Origin of the sequence: Brevundimonas sp. BAL450 (genome assembly GCF_015767455.1) — a bacterium.
GTDB classification, from domain to species: domain Bacteria; phylum Pseudomonadota; class Alphaproteobacteria; order Caulobacterales; family Caulobacteraceae; genus Brevundimonas; species Brevundimonas abyssalis.
In genome coordinates, this window is sequence record NZ_JADWOW010000056.1 from 125,030 (window position 1) to 146,378 (window position 21,349).

Genomic DNA, 21,349 nt, shown 5'->3' on the forward strand with positions numbered 1-21,349 from the left:
CATGGTTGTGGCCCGCCGCCGGGGCGTCTATCTGCGGCCCATGACCGACGCCGCCCTGACCCCGCCCGACCAGAGCATCGACGAGACCCTGGCCGAACTGGCCGAGGAGTTCGACCTGCTGGGCGACTGGGAGCCGCGCATCGAATACGTCATCGAACTGGGCAAGGGCCTGGCCCCCCTGCCCGACCATGCGCGGGTCGAGGCCAACAAGGTGCCCGGCTGCGCGGCCCAGGTGTGGCTGCACGTGATCCGCGACGGGGGACGGCTGTATTTCCTGGCCGATTCCGACAGCCATCTGTCCAAGGGCAACATCGCCTTGCTGCTGCGCCTGTATTCCGGCCGCGAGCCCGACCAGATCCTGGCCTTCGACGCCCGCGCCGCCATGGACCGCCTGGGCCTGCCCCAGGCCCTCACCATGCAGCGCGCCAACGGCCTGAACGCCATGATCGGGCGGATCCGTCAGGAAGCGGCGGCGGGCGCCTGAACACGCGCCGTTGCACGGTGCAATCAGTGCAATTGGTGCAATTCGACGCCGGTCGATGACCCGTCGGGTCTAGCGCTTCAAGGGAGAGCGCTCGACGCGGACGCGGAGAATCTTCAGGCCCCGCACATCCTCGGCGATGAAGCGGACGCCCTTGAAGTTCAGGATGTCTCCGCGCTTGGGCAGCACCCCGGTCTTGGCGAGAAACAGGCCGGCGACCGTCGAGACTTCGGGGTGGGACACGTCCAGATCGTGGTCCTCTTCCAGCTCGGCCAGGGTCACCTCGCCGTCGAGCAGCATCGCGCCGTCGGGAAGGACGGTGATCCAGTCCGACCCGGCGCCCTCCTCCTCGTCGATAAGGTCCGTCACCAGATCGTCCATGGTGACGAAGCCCAGGGTGCCGCCGAACTCGTCGACCACCAGGGCGCCGTGAACGCGCTGCTTCTTGAACAGGGCCATCAGGTCATAGGCGGACATGCCCGCGGCCACGCGCGGCGCGGGGCGCACCAGGGTCTTCAGGTCGATCTCGGCGTGGACCACCCGGGCGCGGATGAAATCCTTGACGTGCAGCACGCCCACCACCTCGTCCAGGGAGGCGCCGAACACCGGATAGCGGGCCAGCTTCTGACTGGAGATGGTGGTGGCGACCTCGTCCACGCTGGCGGACACGGGGATGGCCGCCATGCGGGCGCGGGAGGTCATCAGCTCCTGGGCCGTGCGATCCTCCATCTCGAAGATGTTCTCGATCAGCTTGGCCTGGGCGGCGTTCATCTGGCCGCCGGACATCATCTCTTCCGTGGCGATTTCCAGCTCCTGATAGCTGTAGAGCATGGCCCCCTTGCCCGGGTCGGGAATGCCCAGCAGACGCATCAGGCCGAAGGCGATCTTGTTCAGCAGCATGACCATGGGCCGGAACAGGATCGCGAACAGGCGCATCACCGGATTGAGGGAGATGCTGACCTTCTCGGGCGACTGCAGCGCCAGCGCCTTGGGGATCATTTCCCCGAACACCACGTGCAGGAAGGTGATCCCGCTCAGGGCGATGACGAAGCCCACGGCGTGGGACTGGTCATAGCTGAGCCCGAGGGTTTCGAGCGGGCCGTAGAGCCAGCGGGCGACCGCGGGCTCGCCGTACATGCCCAGGCCGATGCTGGCCAGGGTGATGCCCAGCTGGGCGATGGCGATATAGGAATCCTTTCCGGCCTCGCGGTCAAAAATGCGCAGCAGCCATTGGGCCGCGCGGTTGCCGTCCTGCGCCAGGGTCTCGAAGCGGCTGCGCCGGGCGCCCACGAGGGCGAACTCGGCCGCGACGAACACGCCGTTGACGATCACGAGGGCCAGGATGGCGGCGATGGGAAGCAGGACGTCGATCATCCCTCGGCCTCCGTTCCGCGCTGGATGCGGACGCGGCGCACCGCGTGGCCCTCCATGGCCTCGACCACCAGCCGGACGGAGGAGTCCTCCACCACCACGAGGTCGCCGACCACGGGCAGCCGGCCGAGCTCGTGCCAGACCAGGCCGCTGATGGTGTCGGCCCGATCCTCGGGCAGGACGACGCCGTGGCGATCGGCCAGCATGGTCAGACGGACGTCGCCGCGCACGCTCAGGTCCGGGCCGTTGGCGACGAACAGCTCGTCCTCGTTGTCGAACTCGTCCTGAACCTCGCCGAAGACCTCCTCCAGAGCGTCTTCGAGGGTCACCAGGCCGGTGAAGCTGCCGTACTCATTGATGACCATGGCGCTGCGACGGCCGCGCTCGCGCAGGGTCTGCCACAGGCTGGGCACACTCATCACGTCGGCGACGATCAGGGGGTCGCGCTTGATGGAGCCGACCAGGGCGTCGGGGGTCTTTTCAAAGGTGGCGAACAGGGTCCGCAAGTGGATGATGCCCACCACGTCGTCGGTGGTGTCGCCGGTGACGGGAAAGCGCGAATAGGGCGTCTCGGCGACGCGCTTCAGCGCCTCTTCGACCGTTTCCTTCGCGTTGACCCGCACCATGCGGGTGCGCGGCGTCATGATCTCGCGCACCAGCCGCCCGTGGACGCTCAGCGCGCCGGACAGCATGTCCCGCTCGTCCGCGTCGATCAGGCCACCGGCGGCGCTGGCCTTGAACAGGCCCTCCAGTTCATCGGGAGAGTGCACATGGGTGTGGCTGTGATCGGCGCTGAGCCGGAACAGCCGCATGATGGCGAAGGCGGTTCCGTTGAAGATGAAGATCAGCGGCCGGAACAGCAGCAGGCTGACGCGCATGGGCGCCAGGGTGGCCATGGACAGCCGCTCGGGATAGCGCAGGGCGATGGTCTTGGGCAGCAGCTCACCCAGCACCACCTGAACCATGGTGACGGCCAGCAGGACGATGATGATCGCCGTCACCTGTCCGCCCACGGCGCCCAGAACCGGGGCCAGCAAGGGAGTCAGCTGGGCCTGGCCATAGGCGCCCGCCACCAGGCTGGAGATGGTGATGCCGACCTGGCAGCCCGCCACATAGTCGTCGAGCTTCGCCGGGTCGCGCAGGATGCCGAGCAGCTTGCCCGCAGGACGACTGCCCGCCTCGGCGCTCTCCTGCACCCGCGACTTGCGCGCGCCGACGGTGGCGAACTCCGCCGCCACGTACAGCGCGTTGGCCGCGACCATGAGGAGGATGACGCCTAGGGGGATCAGGAAGCTGAGAATGGTGTGGGCGCCTTGAGGGTGGGATCACCGGGCCATACCAGCGCGTTGGGGGAACAACAATCGCAAGGGCGGGACCGGACGACGAATGCGCCTTGAACGCAAAACGCCCGTCATCCGATCCCGTAATGGGCCGCCAGATCGGTCAGGGCCTGTTTCAGGACCGTCTTGCCCTGACGACGGCGCAGGCCCAGCCCCTGTTCCGCCAGCTGCAGCGACGAGCCGTGGATGCAGATGCGCTCCAGCATGACGCGGCGCCCGGGCGCGACGGCGTCCAGGGCGGCCTGAACCCGCCGGCGGGCCAGCAGCGTGCGCTCGCCGGGCCCCGAGGGCGTCCCCTGCCCGGCCCCGGCGCGCGGCAGGGCGTCCCAGCGCATGGTCAGGGACGGGCCCAGACTGGCCAGCTCGGCGTCTGTGCGCAGCCTTTCGCCCGCCGCCACCTCGGCGGGGGACAGCCAGGGACGGCCGCTGGGATCCTTGCGCCGCGCCAGCCAGAGAATGGGCGACTCCCCCAGATTGACGGCGCGGGGCTTCACCGTCCCGTCCGGGGTCGTCACCGGCCGCGTCCCCGCCATGAAGCCGGGACGGCCGCCATCGGAGAGACGGGGCGGGACCGCGCCCGCCCGCGCCCGCCACCCGCCGCCCTCGCGCACCGCCAGGCCGGGCTCGCGCGCCAGCTCCCGGAACGCCGCCTCGTCCAGGGTCAGGGCCGGGCGACGGCGGCGGTCGGGGCTGAGCCTCAGCCGATAGCGGCCGGACTCATCGGCCGCCTCGATCCAGGCGCCCGGACGGGCCAGCAGGGTGCGCAGGCGTTCGCTCATGCCGCCTCCGCTTGGCCGGTGATCTCGGCAAGCCCGCGCCCGACCCGGTCCAGCAGACCGTCCAGGGCGGGATCGTCGCGCATGTCCTCCACCTCGCGGCACGCCTTGGCCACGGTGGTGCGGTCGCGGTCGAAGGCGGCCCCCACCCGATACAGCGGCCAGCCGTATTCCGTGTGGCTGAGGTACCAGGCCAGCGAGCGCGCCCGCCGCACCTCGCGGTTCAGCAGGCGGCGCGACTGCATGGCCGCGGCGGGCACCCCCGTCACGCTGGCCACCGCCTGCATGGCCAGCAGGGCGCGGGCGCGGTCCGCGCGGACCCGCTCCACCCTGTGCTCCAGTGTTTCGTCGTGTTCGAACATCTCCCTCTCCGGTTCCGGCGTCCCAGCGACGCGACGCCATGCTGGACCCGCCCGGAAGCAGTGAGGATTATATTCCTATTTTATGCGCCATTTCCGGACGTATCCCGTTAAGGAGTGCGGCATTGGTGAGGCGGAGATGCGGGATTAAGGAACGTTGGCGGCGCCGTCGGCAGGGCTGCGGGGACCGGACCGAAGGGCCCGCGATCCCAAGGCGGGCAAAGAAATTTCGAATCGTTGACTCGTTCCACTGGACGCCGATTCGCAAATCAGACTATCGATTCGGCATTAACCGTTCTTAAGGTTTTTGCGGCCTTAACTGGTCGGAAAGGTTACCCGCTCCTGTGCGAGCGGCCTTATGGTCAAGGTTCGCCTGGAGGGGCATCAATGCGTGTTCTGCTGATTGAAGACGACAGCGCGACCGCGCAGAGCATCGAGTTGATGCTCAAGTCGGAAGGCTTCAACGTCTATACGACGGATCTGGGAGAGGAAGGCGTCGATCTGGGCAAGATCTACGACTACGACCTCATTCTTCTGGACCTGAACCTGCCCGACATGAACGGCCTTGAGGTCCTGCGCCAGCTGCGCGTGGGCAAGATCAACACCCCCGTCATGATCCTGTCGGGCTCCACCGAGGTGGAGACCAAGGTCAAGACCTTCGGCGGCGGCGCCGACGACTATCTGACCAAGCCGTTCCACAAGGACGAGCTGGTGGCGCGCGTCCACGCCGTGGTGCGCCGCTCCAAGGGTCACGCCCAGGCCATCATCACCACCGGCGAGATCGCGGTGAACCTGGACGCCAAGACGGTGGAGGTGGACGGCCACCGGGTCCACCTGACCGGCAAGGAATACCAGATGCTGGAGCTGCTCTCGCTCCGCAAGGGCACCACCCTGACCAAGGAAATGTTCCTGAACCACCTGTACGGCGGCATGGACGAGCCCGAGCTGAAGATCATCGACGTCTTCATCTGCAAGCTGCGCAAGAAGCTGGCTACGGCCGCCGGCGGCAAGCACTACATCGAGACCGTCTGGGGCCGGGGCTATGTGCTGCGCGACCCGCACGAGAACGCCACGGCCAACGCCGCCTGATCCTCTCGATCATCGAATGAAGAAAGGCCCGCCGGATCGCTCCGGCGGGCCTTTTGCCGTTTGGCGGCGCCTAGCGAGCCGTCCAGATCGCCTCGCCCGCCTTGTGCACGGCGGTGACCGGCAGCGGCTGGGTCATGGCGGCCAGCGGATCGGCCGACAGCACCACGAAGTTCGCCTCGTATCCCGGATCCAGCCGGCCGATCATGCGGTCCGGGAAGATCGAGACGCGCGGCGTGTCGATCCACAGGCGCAGCAGCTCGGGGCCGGTGAAGGCGCCGATATCCAGCAGGTTCTGGGCCTCCAACGCCGCCGTGGCCTGGTAGTTGTCCGAGCCGATGGCGATGGAGACGCCCGCGTCATGCAGGCGGCGCAGGTTCTCCACCTGCAGAGTCTGGACCGCCTGGAGCGCGTCCGGACTGCGGGCGAAGCCGTTGGCCACAACTGTGGTGGTGACCACCACGACCCCCGCCTCGGCCGCCGCGCGGGCGTCGGCCTCGGTCAGGCGATAGGTCTCGGCCGTGGCGCCGGTCTCCCACATGTAGCCGGGCAGGTGGTTGATCTCGTCCACCCCGGCGGCGACCGCGGCGCGGAAGTCGGCGGCGGTCTCCACATGGACGCTGACCCGCAGGTCGCGGGCATGGGCCTCGCGCACGAAGGCGGGCGCCAGGGCCGGATCGACCCCGCGCATGCCGTAATAGACCGGATCCTCCGCCCGCTCGTGATGGTGTTCGGACCCCAGCAGATACAGCTTCACGAAGTCCGCGCCCTCCGCCTTCAGCCGGTCCAGCACCGGGGCGATGTCGCCCTCGGCCGTCACCAGATGAAAGGCGTCGCCCTCGAAGGCCTCGCCCTCGCGGACCTCGCCGTAGAAGCGGGACAGGAAGCCGTACAGCCGCACCGGGTGGCCTCCGGGCGCCGTGACGCCGCCCAGGGAGAAGACCGCGTCCACCGTGTCCGGCTGATTGACCACGGCGCGGGTCGCTTCGGTCCATTCCAGACGCGAGTTGGGGTTCTTCACATAAAGAATGCCCGCCGAGAGGTAGGTGGTGCTCATGGCGCGGGCCATGACCGGATTGTCCAGATTGTGGTTGTGCGCCTCGCCCAGGGCTGGAATGACCCAGGCGCCGCCCAGGTCGATGCGCGCGGCGTCCGGTGTCGCGGCGGCGAAGCGCCCCTGGGCCACGCAGCGCTCGCCGCTGATGAAACCCTCCGGCGTCCACCATTGAGCGCCGCCGTAACAGGTGGTCTGGGCCGTCGCGGCCCCGGCCGAAAGGACCAGGGCCGCCGCGCCGAGAAGCGCGCTCCTCATTGGGCGGGCCGCATGTAGAACATGGTCTCGGTCAGGGTCGCCCCGTCCTCGCCCACGGTGAATTTGTGCACCTCGAAGGTTGGCATGCCCTGCATGGCCCCGCCGTTGGAGAAGGTGAAGCCCTCGTCCGGCATGCCCATGGGCGACATGTCGAACTGACCGTTGCCGTTCTCGTCATGCATCACCATCAGGGCGTAGTCCCCCGGCGCCACGTCCTCGAACGTCAGGGTGATGGTCCCCGCCTCGTCGCCGGAGGCGATGACGCCATATTCGCCCTCTCCCCGCATGAAGGTGGCCTCGGTGTTCAGGGAGGCGAGAATCTCTCCGCCCCGGGCCTCCACGCCGTTCAGGGTGACAACGACATCGCCGGCCACGGCGGGCGCGGCGATCAGGCAGGCGAGAGCAGCGGTGACGAACAGTTTCATGGCAACCTCCAGTGCTGATGAAGTACTTTGTATATCAAAGTGAATGGTCAGGCAAGAGCGATGAGCGAACGTCGCTCAATAAGGATACCCATCTGAAATCAAATAGCTTTTAGGTGTTATCCGCCCAGGGCCACGAAGCCGGGGTTGAGATAGTTCGGCTTGGCGTAGGACAGGGGCTGGCCCTGCTCCAGGGTGATGACCCGGCCGCCGGCGGCCTCAAGGATCGCCTGGCCCGCGCCGGTGTCCCACTCGCAGGTGGGGCCGGTGCGCGGATAGACGTCATAGCGGCCCTCGGCGATCAGGCAGAACTTGACCGACGAATCCAGCGCCTGCCATTCGGCGCAGCCGAAGCGGCTGGCGATGCGCTCGGCCTCGTCCTCGCCCAGGGAATGGCTGATCAGGGCGAAACCGCGATCGGGCTTCTGGCGCACCCGCACCTGACGCCAGGCCGTCTCGCCGAAGCGGCGGCTGAAGGCGCCGGCCTTGTCGCCGCTTCCCCCCGTGCGCCAGGTCTGGGCCATGGCCGGGGCCGAGATGACGCCCGCCAGCACACGCTCGCCGTGGGCCAGGGCGATGTTGACGGTGAAGGCCTCGCGCTCGCCCACAAAGGCCTTGGTGCCGTCCAGCGGGTCGATCAGGAAGAAGGCGTTCTCCGCGTCGGGCGTTCCGTCCGCGGCGCAGGCTTCCTCGGCCACGGTCTGGACGCCGGGATAGAGGGCTGTCAGGCGCTCGAGGATCAGGGCCTCGGCCTTCTGATCGGCTTCGGTCACCGGGCTGTCGTCAGCCTTTGTGGTGACGGCGGCGCCCGCGCGCCAGTAGGGCAGGATCAGGGCGGAGGCCTCTTCGGCGATCTCGGCCAGCTGTTCGGTCAGGCGGCCTGATTCCAGGTCGCGGCTCAGGGATTCGGGAAGGGCACTCATCAGGGGGCGGTCCTTAGACCATGCGGGGCGTTTGAAGAACCGGCAAATCAGGGCAGCTTGTCGCGGCTTTGACAAATGTGGGCTGCGGGACACGATGACCACCGACTCTGACGCCATGATGGACGGCGCCGACCTGGCCACCTTCCTGACCGGCAAGCTTTGCCATGACTTCATCAGCCCGGCGGGCGCCATCGCCTCGGGCCTGGACCTGATGAAGGACCCCTCCGCGCAGGACATGCGCGACGAAGCCATGGGCCTGATCGAGGCCAGTTCGGAAAAACTGATCGCCCTGATCAATTTCGCCCGCGTGGCCTACGGCGCCGCCACGACCGCCGAACGGTTCCGGTCCGACGACCTCAAGCCGCTGGCCGAAAGCGTGTTCAAGGGCGCGCGGGCGTCGCTGGACTGGCGGGTTGATCCACAGGAATTCTCCAAGCCCCAGGCCCGGGCGTTCCTGAACCTGGTGCAGCTGACCGGCGCGGCCCTGCCCGGCGGCGGCGTGGCCGCGGTGACCGCGCGCGAGGACGACGGCTGGCTGACCCTGCGCGGCGAGGCCGACGGCCCGCGCGCCCGGCTCAAGCCCGAGGCGGCCACGGGCCTGGCCGGCGAGCGCCTGACCGAGGGTCTGGCGGGCCAGTGGATCCAGTCCTACTGGCTGTGGCGCACCGTGAATGACCACGGCGGCACGCTGGGCTTCACCGTCGGCGAGGACCGCGTCACCCTGACCGCGCGCATGCCGGTGTGAGATCGTGCTGAACGCCGCTTAAGGGTGTCCGCCAACAGCTCGTTAACCGCAAAGGACCATAAGACGTAGGGGCGCAGTTCTGCGCCCGAAGCGTCCGGATTTCACACCGTGCACCCCCCTGTCGAGGCCAGAACCTGTCTGATCGTCGATGACAGCCGCATCATCCGCAAGGTGGCGCGCCGCATCGTCGAGGAGCTGGGATTCGAGGTGGATGAGGCGGGCGACGGGGCCGAGGCCCTGGCCTACTGCGCCACCGCCATGCCGGAGGTGATCCTGCTGGACTGGAACATGCCGGTGATGGACGGCCTGACCTTCCTTCGCCGTCTGCGGAGCCAGCCCGGCGGCGACCAGCCCAAGGTGCTGTTCTGCACCATCGAGACCGAGGTGGACCGCATCAAGGAAGCGCTGGACGCCGGCGCCGACGAATACGTCATGAAGCCCTTCGACGGCGAGATCCTGGAATCCAAGCTGGCCGAGGCGGGGGTGGTCTGACCCTCATGACGCCCGAGAACCTGCACCATCTGCAATCCCTGCTGGTCAGCCGCACCGGCTTCCTGCTGGCCGCGGACCGGGCGCATCTGGCTGAACACCGGCTGGCGCCGGTGGCCCGCCGCGAGGGCTATGCCGGGGTCGACGCCCTGATGGACGCCGTGCGCGCCGAGCCGCCCGCCGCCCTGGCCTGGAGCGCCATGGAGGCCGTGCTGAACCCGGAGACCTGGTTCCGCCGCGACCGCGCACCCTTCACCACCTTCGCAAGCGAGGTCCTGCCCGCCATCGCCGGCGTGCGGCCGGAAGGCCGGGTGCGCATCTGGTCGGCCGGCTGTGCGGCGGGACAGGAAGCCTATTCCCTGGCCATGCCGGCGCTGGAGGACCAGACCAATGTGGAGATCGTCGCCACCGACCTGTCCCAGCGCGCGCTGGAGAAGGCCCGGACCGGCATCTTCACCCAGTTCGAAGTGCAGCGCGGCCTGTCGGCCCGGCGGCTGCTGAACTGGTTCGACCAGAGCGAGGACATGTGGGAGGCCAAGCCCCGCCTGCGCTCCGCCATCACCTTCTCGCGCGCCAACCTGCTGGATGAGCCCCCTCCGGGCGGCCGGTTCGACGTGATCTTCTGCCGCTATGTGCTGAGCGACATGGCGCCCGAGCGCCGCGCCCGCGCCCTGGATGTGCTGGAACAGGCCCTGGCCGACGACGGCTGCCTGTTCCTGGGCCTCGACGAGACGGCGGGCGAGCGGCCCGACTCCTTCCGCCCCGTCCCCGGCCGCCCCGGCGTCTTCGTCAAGTCGCCCGCCGCCCTGAGACGCGCGGCCTGATCCTCCCCGCTCGACGCCCGCCGTTCGGGCGCCTACTAATGGCCCCATGACACCCGGGGCTTTCATGAATCGCATCGTGCTGCTGGTGGCGGCGCTTGGACTGGCGCTGGCGGTGGCGGTGGCGGCGTCGCACACGCCCGATCCCGCGCCGGACACCGCGCCCGACACCGCCTTCTCGGCCGCCCGGGCGATGGTGGACATCGAAGAGATCGCGCAGGCGCCCCACCCCACGGGATCGGAAGAGAACGGGCGGGTGCGCGCCTATCTGACCGGCCGCATGGCGGAACTGGGCCTGAACCCGTCCGAGCAAGCCGGCGCCCTGTCCGAAAGATCGGTCGAGCGCCTCGCTCGCTGGGGCGACGAACAAGCTGCGGAACGCCAGATCACCAATCTGATCGGCGTCCTGCCCGGCCGCGACCGGGACGGGCCGGCGGTGCTGCTGATGGCCCACCACGACACGGTGTGGGATTCGCCCGGCGCGGCGGACGACTCCACCGGGGTGGCCGCGATCCTCGAAGCCGTGCGCGCCATCCAAGCGCGGGGTCCGGCCGAACGGGACCTGATCGTCCTGTTCACCGACGCCGAGGAGCTGGGTCTGGACGGCATGCGCCTGTTTCTGGATGAGCATCCGCTGGCGCAGCGGGTCGGCATGGTGGTGAACCTTGAGGCCCGCGGCGGCGGCGGCCGGGCGTCCATGTTCGAGACCGGACCCGGCAACGCCCAGACCGTGCGCGCCTTCACCCGCGCCATGGACCGGGTCGAGGGCGGCGCCAACAGCAACTCCCTGGCGGTGCTCGTCTACGAGAACATGCCCAACGGCACCGACTACACCCTGGCCCGCGAGCGCGGCATCGCCGGGGTCAATCTGGCCTTCATCGGACGGGCCCATCAGTACCACGACCCCGCCTCCACCCCCGAGGCCCTGGACCGGGGCAGCGTCCAGCACATCGGTGAAAAGGCGCTGGAGGCCGCAGACCATTTCATCCGCGCCGACGCCCTGCCCGCGGCCACGAACAATGCGGTCTATTCGGACCTGCTGGGCCTGGTCTTCATCCAGTATGCGCCCTGGGTCGGCTGGCTGGTGCTGGCGGCTGCGGCCGGGCTGCTGATCGTCGCGGTGTGGCGCGGCCGCAAGGTCGGGGCCGTGACCTTTGCGGGCATGGGGCTGGGCGCGCTGGGCGGGCTGTGGCTGGCCATCTCGGGCGTGGTGCTGGCCACCGCCATGCGTGGGCTGGCGGGCCCGTCCATGAGCCGCGCCGGATCGCCCGAGCTCTACTACGCCATGCTGCGCCGCCTGCCCTGGCTCGAGGCCGGGGTGGTGCTGAGCCTGCTGGCGGCGGCCCTGATCCTGTTCGGTTCGGCCCAGGGCCGGCGGCGGCTGGTGGCGGGCGCCCTGATCCTGGCCACCATCGCCGTCCTGACGCTCTATGAATTCAGCTGGGTCATCCTCGTCCTCGGCCTGGTCGCCGTGGGCGGCGCCCTCTACAGCGGCTGGATGAAGGCCGCGCGCTTCTCGGCCTGGACCGGACTGATCGCCCTGATGCTGGTGCTGGGCGTGGTCGTTCAGATTCTGGCGCCCACCGCCGCCTTCCTGATCGCCTGGCCGGTGCTGGGCGCCGCGCTGGCCGCCGCCGTCGGCGGGCTGATCGACCCGCGGCTGGAGCGGCACGTCTCCCTGTGGCCCGCGGTCATCGTCACCGCCGTGCTGGGCGGCTGGCTGTTCGCCCTGGGGCACTGGACCTTCCTGGGCGTGGGCATGGATCTGCCGGGCGTGCTGGCCCTGATCGCCCTGATGGCCGCCATGCTGGCCCGGCCGCTGGCGCCCACCTCGCGGCGCGGGCTGGAGATACTGGCCGTTCTGGCCGCCGTCGCCCTCATCGCCGGGGCCGGTCTGGCGCTGGGCGCCCGCATCATCGAACCCGTCCCGACAGAAGGACACGCCACATGAGCGTCACCGTCTTCCACAATCCGAAATGCGGCACCTCGCGCAAGCTGCTGGCCATGCTTGCCGAGCGGGGCATCGAGCCCACGGTGGTGGAGTATCTGAAGGCCGGCTGGACCGAGGATCAGCTGACGGCCCTGCTGGCCAAGATGGGCGGGGCGAAGCCGAGGGACATCCTGCGCCGCCGCGAGACCCTGGCCCAGGACATGGGCCTGCTGCCCGAGGACACGCCCGACGACCTGATCCTGCACGCCATGGTCCAGCACCCCATACTGGTGGAGCGTCCGATCCTGGAGACGGACAAGGCCGCCGTGGTGGCCCGGCCCATCACCCGGGCCGATCCGCTTCTCTAGGTCTTAGGTGCTAGGTACTAGGTTCTAGGGGAAGCCCCGCGTCGAACGCCTTCTTCCCCTAATCCCTGAAACCTAGAACCTGAAACCTAGAGCGGGCCGAGAGACAGGAAGGCGCGGGCGGCGGCGAAGTCGCCGGCCTCGAAATGCACCCGCATGACGCTGTCGTCGCGGAACAGAAATTCCACCGTGAACCGCTCGCGCGGGTCCAGTCCGGCGATGGCGTCGCCCGCCGCCTCCGGGAAGCGCCAGATCTCGCCCTGACGACGGTCTTCAAGCAGCAGATCCTCGGGCGCGGCGGCGCTGGACGAGGCCCAGAAGGCGCGGCGTGTATTGGCGGGCGGCAGCGGACCCAGGCTGGCCTGAACAATCCACGGACGCTGGGCCCGCGCCGGATCACGCATCACGATGCGGGCGCCGTAGGGACGCGGACGTCCCGGGAAGGACACAACCGCCGCCAGACCCTCTTCGCCGCCCGCGTCCGTCACCCGGCCGAAGGTCACCGGCGCCGACCGGAACCGTCCGGTCTGGGACAGGCGCCAGGCGTCGCGGCCGTAGCGGGTGCGGTCCGCACTCCAGTCCTGACGCTCGCCGGGGAAGGTCATGCGCGCGGTGCGGCGCCAGCCCGCGAAGCCATCACGCACGCGGGCCGCGGCGGTGGTCAAATCGTCGGAGTCGCAGTCCGCCGTTCGGGCCCGCGACATCGCGCGCGCGCCTGTGCGGGTCAGATCGTCGGTGGTCGCGCCGGCCCGCAGCGCGGCGCCGCGCGCCTGATGCGCCGACACGTCCAGGGCCGCGCGCACCTGGGGCTCGAACAGCCCGCAACGGGCGTCGGCGGCCAGCATCAGGCTGCGCTCGTAATAGAGGCGGTCGGCGCCGGCGTGCGCGACCCCCGCAGAGAGGGCGGCCACCGCCAGGCCTGTCGCCAGACGTTCTGTCAGGCCTTTGATCATGGGGCCAGACTAGGCCATACCCCTTCCGGTCCCGTTTCCTTTCAGGGTTAGCGAATTGCTTATCGCCAGCGATGTCTGGGTCGGCGCCCTGATCCGCCGCGCCGAACTGTCCGGGGCCTTCGCCACGGTGGTGCGCAAGGGCGACGCCCGGGCCGGAAGCGTCATCGTCAAGGCCTATGACTCCTCGGAACGAAAGGCGCGGCTCTACACCGAAGCCTTCGGTCCGGACGGCGAGCGTCTGTGGATCCAGCCCGTCTCCAGCGACCAGGAAAGCGAACTGGACGCCTATATACAAAGGCAGGTGGGCTATGATCCGGACCTGTGGGTGGTGGAGGTCGAGGACCGCCAGGGCCGCCACTTCATCACCGAGACGGTGCAGGGCGAGCGGTCGTAAATCCTTAACCGCGTTCGTGAACCGGGCTGAAAGCGCGCCCGGTTAGTCTCACCATCAACGGGCGAAAAATGCGCCCGACACAGATGGTGATGGTGCGGTGCTCTTTCTGCTGAACGATGTGGTGTTCGACCTCGACGCGGCCTGCCCGGTCACGGCGGCCGACGCGCGCCGGTTCGACCGGCTGGATCTGGACTATGTGATCGAACTGGCGTGCGAGCTGTTCGCCGAGGATCCCATGCTGCACCACAACGACCCCGAGCGGGCCCTGCGTCTGGCCTGGCTGATCGCCGACCGCGCGCCCGAGCTGAACGCGGCCATGTTCGCGGCCCCCGAAAAGAACTGCGCGCCCGAGCTGGTGGAGCCGCGCTTCTGCGCCCTGCCCGCCCCGGTCATGCACCAGCTTCACGCCCGCGCCTCCAAGGGCGCGCTGGACGCCGTCGCCGCCGACAAGGCGGTCTGGGGCCGCATGGCGGCCTGACTACAGGATCACGCGGAACAGCGCATTCACCGCGAAGGCCGCGCCCACCAGCAGGGCGAACCCGATGACAAGATAGAGACCGGGGTGAAGCTCTCCGGGCTTGTGGAAAGCGGGGGGCGCGTCCTCGCGCGACTGCGGGGTCATGGTCATGTGGTTTCCTCCTTCAGCGGCGGCGGGCTGCATGGCCCGACCGTCTCGCCTTACGGATCGGTAATGTACCCCCAAAAGCCCTGTCCGACGAGGGGTTATTGATGAGGAGCCGTGAGCGGGCGGCGACCTGACCAGCCAAGGTTGCGTGTCGGCGGCCCGCCGGTCTAGCCTTGGCCGAACAGCTGCGCGGGGGCGCGATAATGATTTCCTGGCTCAACCTCGGTCGTCTGCACAGCCTGGCGGTGGTCGGACTGGTTCTCGGCCTGATCCTCGCGGCGACACCCGTCCGGGCGGACTGGCTGCGCGCCGAGAGCGAGCATTTCATCGTCTATTCGGACACCCGCGAGGGCGAGCTTCGCAGCTATGTGCGAAAGCTGGAACGGTTCGACGCCCTGTTGCGCCTGCATTTTCCTGTCGCCGATCAGCGCGTTCCGACGCCGCTGACCGTCTATGTGGTCAACGGCGCCAGTGAGTTGCGCCGCGCGCGTCCCGGAATCGGATCCTCCGTAGCGGGCTTCTACCTGCCGAGTGACCAGGGCGTTTTCGCCATCTTCGACCGGCGCCGCAACGAAAGCGACACGACGCTTTTCCACGAGTACGCCCACCACTTCATGCTGGCCAACTTCCCCGCCGCCTATCCGGGTTGGTTCGTCGAGGGCTTCGCCGAATATTTCATGACCGCAGACGTCACGCCGGGCCGCATCCAGGTGGGCGGACATTCGCCCGGGCGCGTGAGCTCCCTGGCCCAGAGCAACGCCTGGGCGCCGATGGAGGCCGTGCTGGCGTCCGACCCGGCGCCGTCGCAGGTTCACGCCTTCTACGCTCAGTCCTGGTTGCTGACCCACTACTACTTCGGCTCTGACGAGCGCCGGCCGCAGCTCAGCGCCTATCTGGCGGGCGTGGCGCAAGGCGCCGATCCGGTCGCCTCGGCGGCGGAGACCCTGGGTCACGAGGCGGCGGATTTGACGGGCGTTCTGCGGGGCTACATGGCCGGCGCCATCCCGTACCGGACACTGCTGGTCGAGCTGCCCGAGGCGGATGTGGAGATCGCCCGCATGCCGGACAGCGCGGAGGACATGCTGCTGATGGACCTGCGGCTGCGCCGGTCGGTGGAAGAGGAAGACCGTCCCGCGCTGATGGAGGACGTGCGCCGCCTGGCCGCGCGCCATCCCGACGACCGGCTGGCGGCCCTGACCCTGGCCTACGCCGAGACCCGCTTCGGCGACACCGGCGAGGCGCGGCGGTTGCTGGCGCCCTATGTGGGGGAGGGTCAGGAAGACCCCCTGGCGTTGCTGCGCCTGGCCCAGGCGGCTCTGGCCGAGGCCGAAGGCCCGGATGACGAGCCGCTCGACGAGGATCAGCGAACAACCCTCATGAATGAGGCGCGGGGCTATCTGGCGCGGGCCTATCAGGCGGACCCGGCGGATTTCCGGATTTACCTGGCGATCGCCGACACCCGCGACGGCCAGCCCGGCTATCCCAATGACAACGACATCCAGACGATGCGCATGGCCGCCCTGCTGGCGCCGCAGGTGATGTCCGTGCGCTATCGCACCGCCCAGATCCTCATGACGCGTGGCCATCATGCCGAGGCCATGATGCAATTGGGTCCTGTGGCCAACAGCCCCCATGGCGGCGACATGCGTGACGCGGCCCGGACCATGCTGGAGGAAGCGCGAGCGGCTCTCTATGCCGAGGTGGCCGCCGAGGACGACTGACCGCCGCGCCGGCAACGCCGTGAGTGACTTTTCCGGCCGTCCGCGCTATCGGCGCGGCCATGTCGAAAAGAACACTGCCTGAGGAGGCGGCGCGCAGGCGCACCTTCGCCATCATCGCGCACCCTGACGCGGGCAAGACCACCCTGACCGAGCACATCCTGCTGGCCGGCGGCGCCATTCGCGCGGCGGGCGCGGTGCGGGCGCGCGGCGAGAACCGGCGCACCCGTTCGGACTGGATGAAGATCGAGAAGGAGCGGGGCATCTCCGTCTCGGCGTCGGTGATGACGTTCGAGCACGACGACAAGATGTTCAACCTGCTGGACACCCCGGGCCACGAGGACTTCTCCGAGGACACCTACCGCACCCTGACCGCGGCGGACTGCGCCATCATGGTGCTGGACGCGGCCAAGGGCATCGAGCCCCAGACCCTGAAGCTGTTCGAGGTCTGCCGCCTGCGCGACATCCCGATCATCACCTTCATCAACAAGCTGGACCGTGAGGCCCAGGACCCCATGGCCCTGCTGGACGAGATCGCGTCCCGCCTGCAGCTGGACCCCTCCCCCATCTGGTGGCCGGCCCAGAGCGGCAACCGGCTGCGCGGCATGGTGGAGATGGGCACCGGCCGCTTCCAGCCCTACGCCCGCAAGGAAGCCGGCGCGGCCGAGGATCCGGACCATCCCCCCGCCCTGCCCCTGTCCGACGCCGCCGAATATTTCGAGCAAGGCGAGCAGGAGGCCTTGATCGAGGCCGCCGAGCTGGTGGAGGGCGGCTACAAGCCGTTCGACGTCCAGGCCTTCCTGGAAGGCCACATGACGCCGGTGCTGTGGGGCTCGGCCCTGCGCCACTTCGGCATCGACGAACTGCTCAAGGCCATCGGCGACTGGGCTCCCGCGCCCAAGGTCATGAAGGCGAAGAAGGAAGCCCCGCCCGAGACCCGCAATGCGCCGGAGCCCGAGGACATCATCGTCCAGCCCGGCGCCGACGAGGTCACCGGCTTCGTCTTCAAGGTCCAGGCCAACATGGACCCCAACCACCGCGACCGCATCGCCATGTTCCGCATGGCGAGCGGCCGGTTCCAGCGGGGCATGAAGCTGAAGGTCCAGAACACCGGCAAGGCTCTGTCGGTCAATGCGCCCATCATGTTCTTCGCCTCGGACCGCGAGCTGGCCGACGACGCCTTCGCGGGCGACGTGATCGGCATTCCCAACCACGGCGTGCTGCGGGTGGGCGACAGCCTGTCCGAGAGCGGCATGGTGCGCTTCGCCGGCCTGCCGAACTTCGCACCGGAAATCCTGCAGCGGGTGCGGGTCAGGGATCCGCTCAAGGCCAAGCACCTGAAGAAGGCGCTGGAGGGTCTGGCCGAGGAGGGCGTGACCCAGCTGTTCCGCCCCGAACTGGGCGCGGACTTCATCGTCGGCGCGGTGGGCCAGCTGCAATTCGAGGTCATGGCCGACCGGCTGAACAGCGAATACGGCCTGGACTCCATGTTCGAGCCCAGCCCCTGGGCCGAGGCCCGCTGGGTGTCCGGCGAAAAAGCCGACCTGGACGACTTCATGGGCAAGTACCGCCCCCAGATGGCCGCCGACATCGACGGCGCGCCAGTGTTCCTGGCCAAGTCGTCGTGGGAGACGGGCTATGTGGGCGAACGCTTCCCGAAGGTGGCGTTCTCCAGGACGAAAGAGCGGGGATAAGCCGGGGCGGCCGCCTTCCGGACGCCCTGATTCCGTGCTCTCATTCGACTTCGACGCTGGGGGCGTCACGGGAAATCCTTCATGATCGTCGCGGTCGCCATGGCGGTGCTGACAGGCCTTTCGGGGCAGACGCCGGTGCTGACGGGCTATGACTCGGCCGTGCGCTGCGCGGGCCTGACCCAGGCCGCGTCAGAGCTTGAGGGCGGCGAGACGCCGCGCGGGCGCATGCTGTTCGACGCGGCGCTCTACTGGTCCCTGGCCGTGGGCCAGGCCGCCGACGCGTCGGGCCGAGCCCCGGAAGTCAGCGACAATGACCAGACCCGCGCCCGCATCCGGGCCGTACGTGAATTGACCGCTGGAGAGGGCGGCGCGCGAGACGCCCTGTCCCGATGTCTGGACCGGACGCCGGATCTGGGCTGAGGGATTCAAGCTTGGCGCTGAACCGCCGGCGCGGCGCTGCGTTTGCTTGTCTGTGGGCGGATGAGGTCAGACGGTCCCGATGCGGGACAAAGGAGCGGTCACCATGTTCGGGTTCGGACGAGATCTGAGACGGCTGTTCGCCCAGGCGCGGGACGGAAGCGACCGCACCTGGATCGAGCTGATCGGCGCTGACCTGCTGGAGGCCGAGGCCCGCGGTCAGGCCACCGACGCCCATCGCACCGGATGCCGCGAGCCTGTCGTCACCGGACTGAAGGCCTCGACCCTCTGGCGCGAGCACGCGCGCCGCACCGGCCGCCGCGCCAGTCTGGCCCGCGCCCTGTCCGCCGCCTCCGATGCGGACCGCGCCGCCACCACCCCGGACCAGCACGCCGAGGCGGCCATGGAGAGCGCCCTGTGCCTGATGCTGCAGTATGAACAGCGAGGCGGCACGGATCTTCTGGATCAGATCGACCTGATCCTGGACGGCCATGAGCCCGGGCGGTCCGCCCCCCTCGCCGCCCGCCTCGCCGTCGCCCACGCCCGGCTCGAGGCGCTGAAGGCCCGCCGCAACGGCGAGGCGGCCGCCATGCTGGACGCCTCGGCCCTGATGGATTCCGCCCTGCACGACGTGTCCCGCCGTCCCGACCTGGCCGCGGAGGCCGCAGAGGTCCAGCTGGACCGGGCCTCGCTTGCGCTGGAGGCCGGTCTGCTGCGCGGCGACACGCGCCTGCTGGACCAGGCCGGACGCGATCTGCGCGCCGTGGTGGCGTCCGCCTCGCCCGAATACCGGCCGGTGACGCGGGCGCGGGCCCTGTCCCTGTGCGCGGCCGGGCTGTCCGCCCTGGCCGCCATGGCGGGCGACGACGCGGCGCGCACCAAGGCGCACGAGCTGTTCGACGCCGCCGCCGACACCTTCACCCCCGATCACAGCCCGCTGGACTGGGCCGCCATGGAGCTGGCCCGCGCCGCCAGGGATCCGAACCCCGACCTGAACCGCCTGATCGAGATCGAGGCCGTCACCGCGGGCGAGGGCCTGATCCTGGGCGCCCTGGCCCGGGAGCGGCGCGTGGCCGTGGAGGCGCAGCAGGCCGAAGGCGACCGGAACGCCGCCCAGCTGGCCCGCATGGAGACGCGCCTGCGCCGCCGCCTGACCACGGGCGAACCGGGCGACAATCCGCTGGATTGGGCCGTGGACCAGATCAATCTGGCCCAGGTCCAGCTGACGCGCATGCGCCTGACCGGACGCGGCGAGGCCGGGCATCTGGGTCTGGTTCTGGTGGAAGCGGCCGAGACCGCGCGCGAACTGGGCGCCGGGCTGATCGCGGACCGGGCCGACCAGTTGCTGGCGGCGGTGCGTCAGACCTTTCCCAGCAGCCCGGCCTGAGTCCTCAGGCGGCCTGACGGCGCAGACGCCAGAACCGAAGCGTCCTGAGCGCCGTCTCACGCGGCAGGTCGGCATAGTGGCGGGCGTATTCGCGCGCCTTGCCCATGGCGTTGTCCTCGCGGTTCAGCAGCACCACGGCATAGGTCAGGAACAGGGCCCGATCCAGATCCGCTGACTTGCAGACCACCGCCAGGGCGTCCATCTCGCGGCGCTCCACGATGGTGCGGGCGGTGTGGAAATCGATGTCCGACAGTTCGGCCAGGGCGATCAGGAAGGCCGTGCGGCCGCCCGAGCGCAGGAACCGCGCCAGCACCTCCGGCGTCAGCTGATTGGCGGCCTTGAGCTCCTGCACATAGGCCAGTTGCTCCTTGTAGTCCGGCGGCAGCACCCCGTCGGCGGCGGCCACGCGCGCGCGGCCCGCCTCCAGCGCATTCTCCAGCAGGGCCGGGTCCAGCTTGGCGTTCTGCTCCAGGATCTGCTGGCGCAGCCGGGCCTCGACCACGAAATACATCTCGTTCAGCAGGTCCGGCGGCAGGCTGGCGCGATTGACCACCGCCTCATGCAGCGCCGGATTGGCACGCGCCCGGTCCACCGCCGCCTCGCTGGAGGCGCGCGACAGGCGGGCGCCGTCGTTGCGCAGCAGGGCGCCGAGGGTCTCGTCGTCGCCCCGCTCTACAATGACGGAGGACAGGGCCTCCGACACCGACGAGCGGCTGGACACGGCGCGCAGGCGATCCTGTCCACCCTCACGCACCGCCTTCATCAGATCGGCCTGGTCCAGCACGGGAGAGGCGGCGAGAACCGGTGCGGCCACCGCGTCCGACCCATCCTCGGCCAGAAGCCGGATCAGACGGCGCGGGGCGTCGGCCTGGGAGGCGAAGCGTTCGGCCAGTTCGGCGCGAACGGCCTCCTCCATGTCATCGGCCAGGTGCGCCAGCACCACGCCATAGTGCTCGGTCTCCGCCTCGGACCGCGCCGTGGCGCCGAAGAAATGATCGGTCAGGTCACGCAGCAGGGCGCGGCGCTTCTCGCTGGAGCCCTCGCGCGCCATGTCGATCAGCTCGGGCAGGCGCGAGCCCGTCTCCACCGATTCGGTCATGGCCTCGCTCACAGGTCGTCGCCCGCCACGGACGGCGCCAGGCCGCCCTGATTGCGCATCAGGGCCGGGGGCGGCGGCGGCTCGGCCAGATCCACCGGCGCGCTGTCAAGGAAGAAGGGCGCAGGCAGGGTCGTGGCGTCCGGTGTGCGGCCGGCCTCGCGGTGAACCGAATAATAGCGGGCGCCGTCGCGGCTGTTCGTGCTCGCCCGGGGTTGCGGCGCGGGCTGGGTCGAAGGCTGGGAAGACGGCTGGGGCGCGGGCTGGGCCGCGCCGGCGGACGCTGTGCGCCAGACCGGCGCATCGGCGCGGGGTGCCATGGGATCATGCTGCTGATCGGGCGCCTCGGTGCGCGGCGAGCGGACGGGGGTCTGGGCCACCGGGGTCTGGGCCACCGGCGTCTGGGCGACCGGGGTCTGGGGAGGCGGGGCAACCGGCGTGGGCGCGGCCTCGACCGTGCGCGGCGCGACCTGGCTGTAGGGAACCGGCGCCGATGCATAGGCCTGTCCGCCGGCGGACACCGGGGTCGAGCCGAAGGCGTTGGCGGGCGTCAGGCTCTGGGGAAAGGTTCGGGCGGAAGCGGTGTAGTCGGGCAGCACGCTGGGCTGGATCTGCAGCGGCGCCGGCGGGCCCACGTCGCTTGTC

The 21,349-nt window shown here is 69.5% G+C and carries 23 protein-coding genes and 1 pseudogene; 13 read left to right on the forward strand and 11 right to left on the reverse strand.

Annotated elements, in window-relative coordinates; genetic code table 11:
- The first annotated feature begins 40 nt into the window (after positions 1 to 40).
- Positions 41 to 484 (forward strand): SufE family protein, encoded by a 444-nt coding sequence (locus IWC96_RS12190; protein WP_148291508.1) that lies wholly within the window; start codon positions 41 to 43, stop codon positions 482 to 484.
- Positions 485 to 553: 69 nt separating this feature from the next.
- On the opposite strand, the gene IWC96_RS12195 is transcribed toward IWC96_RS12190, so the two are convergent.
- From IWC96_RS12195 to IWC96_RS12210, 4 genes are all read right to left on the reverse strand, one after another.
- On the reverse strand, positions 554 to 1,855 hold the full coding sequence (locus IWC96_RS12195; protein WP_021697997.1) for a hemolysin family protein: 1,302 nt from the start codon (positions 1,853 to 1,855) through the stop codon (positions 554 to 556).
- Entirely contained in the window at positions 1,852 to 3,114 is a 1,263-nt protein-coding gene (locus IWC96_RS12200; RefSeq protein WP_021697998.1) for a hemolysin family protein, read from the reverse strand. Before IWC96_RS12200 ends, IWC96_RS12195 begins: the two co-directional genes overlap by 4 nt.
- A 149-nt stretch (positions 3,115 to 3,263) precedes the next feature.
- Positions 3,264 to 3,971, reverse strand: coding sequence for a DUF6456 domain-containing protein (locus tag IWC96_RS12205; protein WP_021697999.1), 708 nt, complete (start codon positions 3,969 to 3,971; stop codon positions 3,264 to 3,266).
- Positions 3,968 to 4,330: a helix-turn-helix domain-containing protein gene (locus IWC96_RS12210; RefSeq protein ID WP_196839012.1), complete on the reverse strand. Its 363-nt coding sequence runs from the start codon at positions 4,328 to 4,330 to the stop codon at positions 3,968 to 3,970. The genes IWC96_RS12205 and IWC96_RS12210 overlap by 4 nt, the downstream gene beginning before the upstream one ends.
- A gap of 384 nt (positions 4,331 to 4,714) precedes the next feature.
- Here IWC96_RS12210 and ctrA point away from each other — a divergent pair, with 384 nt between their 5' ends.
- Positions 4,715 to 5,416: a response regulator transcription factor CtrA gene (ctrA, locus tag IWC96_RS12215; protein ID WP_021698001.1), complete on the forward strand. Its 702-nt coding sequence runs from the start codon at positions 4,715 to 4,717 to the stop codon at positions 5,414 to 5,416.
- Positions 5,417 to 5,486: 70 nt separating this feature from the next.
- Here the strand turns inward: ctrA and IWC96_RS12220 are convergent, their stop codons facing one another.
- The 3 genes from IWC96_RS12220 to cysQ form a co-directional block, all read right to left on the reverse strand.
- Complete coding sequence (locus tag IWC96_RS12220) at positions 5,487 to 6,725, reverse strand: amidohydrolase family protein (protein WP_021698002.1); 1,239 nt, start codon at positions 6,723 to 6,725, stop codon at positions 5,487 to 5,489.
- Positions 6,722 to 7,150 carry a DUF2141 domain-containing protein gene (locus IWC96_RS12225; protein ID WP_021698003.1) on the reverse strand — a complete coding sequence of 143 codons (429 nt, stop codon included), beginning with the start codon at positions 7,148 to 7,150 and terminating at the stop codon, positions 6,722 to 6,724. Before IWC96_RS12225 ends, IWC96_RS12220 begins: the two co-directional genes overlap by 4 nt.
- A gap of 116 nt (positions 7,151 to 7,266) precedes the next feature.
- Positions 7,267 to 8,070 carry a 3'(2'),5'-bisphosphate nucleotidase CysQ gene (cysQ, locus tag IWC96_RS12230; RefSeq protein WP_021698004.1) on the reverse strand — a complete coding sequence of 268 codons (804 nt, stop codon included), beginning with the start codon at positions 8,068 to 8,070 and terminating at the stop codon, positions 7,267 to 7,269.
- A gap of 94 nt (positions 8,071 to 8,164) precedes the next feature.
- On the opposite strand from cysQ, the gene chpT reads away from it, so the two are divergent.
- The 5 genes from chpT (at position 8,165) to arsC (ending at position 12,423) form a co-directional block, all read left to right on the forward strand.
- A complete protein-coding gene (gene chpT, locus IWC96_RS12235) occupies positions 8,165 to 8,815 on the forward strand; it encodes a histidine phosphotransferase ChpT (protein WP_021698005.1) in 651 nt (216 codons plus the stop codon).
- Positions 8,816 to 8,923: 108 nt separating this feature from the next.
- Positions 8,924 to 9,307 (forward strand): response regulator, encoded by a 384-nt coding sequence (locus tag IWC96_RS12240; RefSeq protein WP_021698006.1) that lies wholly within the window; start codon positions 8,924 to 8,926, stop codon positions 9,305 to 9,307.
- A gap of 5 nt (positions 9,308 to 9,312) precedes the next feature.
- Positions 9,313 to 10,128, forward strand: coding sequence for a protein-glutamate O-methyltransferase CheR (locus IWC96_RS12245; RefSeq protein ID WP_021698007.1), 816 nt, complete (start codon positions 9,313 to 9,315; stop codon positions 10,126 to 10,128).
- Between the two features lie 64 nt (positions 10,129 to 10,192).
- Positions 10,193 to 12,076: a M20/M25/M40 family metallo-hydrolase gene (locus IWC96_RS12250; protein ID WP_196839013.1), complete on the forward strand. Its 1,884-nt coding sequence runs from the start codon at positions 10,193 to 10,195 to the stop codon at positions 12,074 to 12,076.
- Positions 12,073 to 12,423, forward strand: coding sequence for an arsenate reductase (glutaredoxin) (arsC, locus tag IWC96_RS12255; protein ID WP_021698009.1), 351 nt, complete (start codon positions 12,073 to 12,075; stop codon positions 12,421 to 12,423). Before IWC96_RS12250 ends, arsC begins: the two co-directional genes overlap by 4 nt.
- An 86-nt stretch (positions 12,424 to 12,509) precedes the next feature.
- On the opposite strand, the gene IWC96_RS12260 is transcribed toward arsC, so the two are convergent.
- Entirely contained in the window at positions 12,510 to 13,373 is an 864-nt protein-coding gene (locus IWC96_RS12260) for a hypothetical protein (RefSeq protein ID WP_196839014.1), read from the reverse strand.
- A 55-nt stretch (positions 13,374 to 13,428) separates the two neighbouring features.
- Here IWC96_RS12260 and IWC96_RS12265 point away from each other — a divergent pair, with 55 nt between their 5' ends.
- Positions 13,429 to 13,767 (forward strand): DUF1491 family protein, encoded by a 339-nt coding sequence (locus IWC96_RS12265; RefSeq protein WP_021698711.1) that lies wholly within the window; start codon positions 13,429 to 13,431, stop codon positions 13,765 to 13,767.
- 97 nt (positions 13,768 to 13,864) lie between these two features.
- Positions 13,865 to 14,245, forward strand: a complete 381-nt coding sequence (locus IWC96_RS12270) for a hypothetical protein (RefSeq protein WP_021698710.1) — start codon at positions 13,865 to 13,867, stop codon at positions 14,243 to 14,245.
- Here IWC96_RS12270 and IWC96_RS12275 read toward each other — a convergent pair whose 3' ends face one another.
- Positions 14,246 to 14,395: a hypothetical protein gene (locus IWC96_RS12275; RefSeq protein ID WP_021698709.1), complete on the reverse strand. Its 150-nt coding sequence runs from the start codon at positions 14,393 to 14,395 to the stop codon at positions 14,246 to 14,248. It abuts the gene before it with no gap.
- A 200-nt stretch (positions 14,396 to 14,595) separates the two neighbouring features.
- Between IWC96_RS12275 and IWC96_RS12280 the strand changes: the two genes are divergently transcribed.
- The 4 genes from IWC96_RS12280 (at position 14,596) to IWC96_RS12295 (ending at position 19,608) form a co-directional block, all read left to right on the forward strand.
- Entirely contained in the window at positions 14,596 to 16,113 is a 1,518-nt protein-coding gene (locus IWC96_RS12280) for a hypothetical protein (protein ID WP_021698708.1), read from the forward strand.
- A gap of 59 nt (positions 16,114 to 16,172) precedes the next feature.
- Complete coding sequence (locus IWC96_RS12285) at positions 16,173 to 17,804, forward strand: peptide chain release factor 3 (protein ID WP_045319449.1); 1,632 nt, start codon at positions 16,173 to 16,175, stop codon at positions 17,802 to 17,804.
- Positions 17,805 to 17,885: 81 nt separating this feature from the next.
- Positions 17,886 to 18,224 carry a hypothetical protein gene (locus IWC96_RS12290; protein WP_021698706.1) on the forward strand — a complete coding sequence of 113 codons (339 nt, stop codon included), beginning with the start codon at positions 17,886 to 17,888 and terminating at the stop codon, positions 18,222 to 18,224.
- Positions 18,225 to 18,327: 103 nt separating this feature from the next.
- Positions 18,328 to 19,608, forward strand: coding sequence for a hypothetical protein (locus tag IWC96_RS12295; protein WP_196839015.1), 1,281 nt, complete (start codon positions 18,328 to 18,330; stop codon positions 19,606 to 19,608).
- A gap of 4 nt (positions 19,609 to 19,612) precedes the next feature.
- Here the strand turns inward: IWC96_RS12295 and IWC96_RS12300 are convergent, their stop codons facing one another.
- Complete coding sequence (locus IWC96_RS12300; protein ID WP_196839016.1) at positions 19,613 to 20,707, reverse strand: DUF2336 domain-containing protein; 1,095 nt, start codon at positions 20,705 to 20,707, stop codon at positions 19,613 to 19,615.
- An 8-nt stretch (positions 20,708 to 20,715) separates the two neighbouring features.
- Positions 20,716 to 21,349 (reverse strand): annotated as a pseudogene (locus tag IWC96_RS12305) (hypothetical protein); the annotation flags it as partial.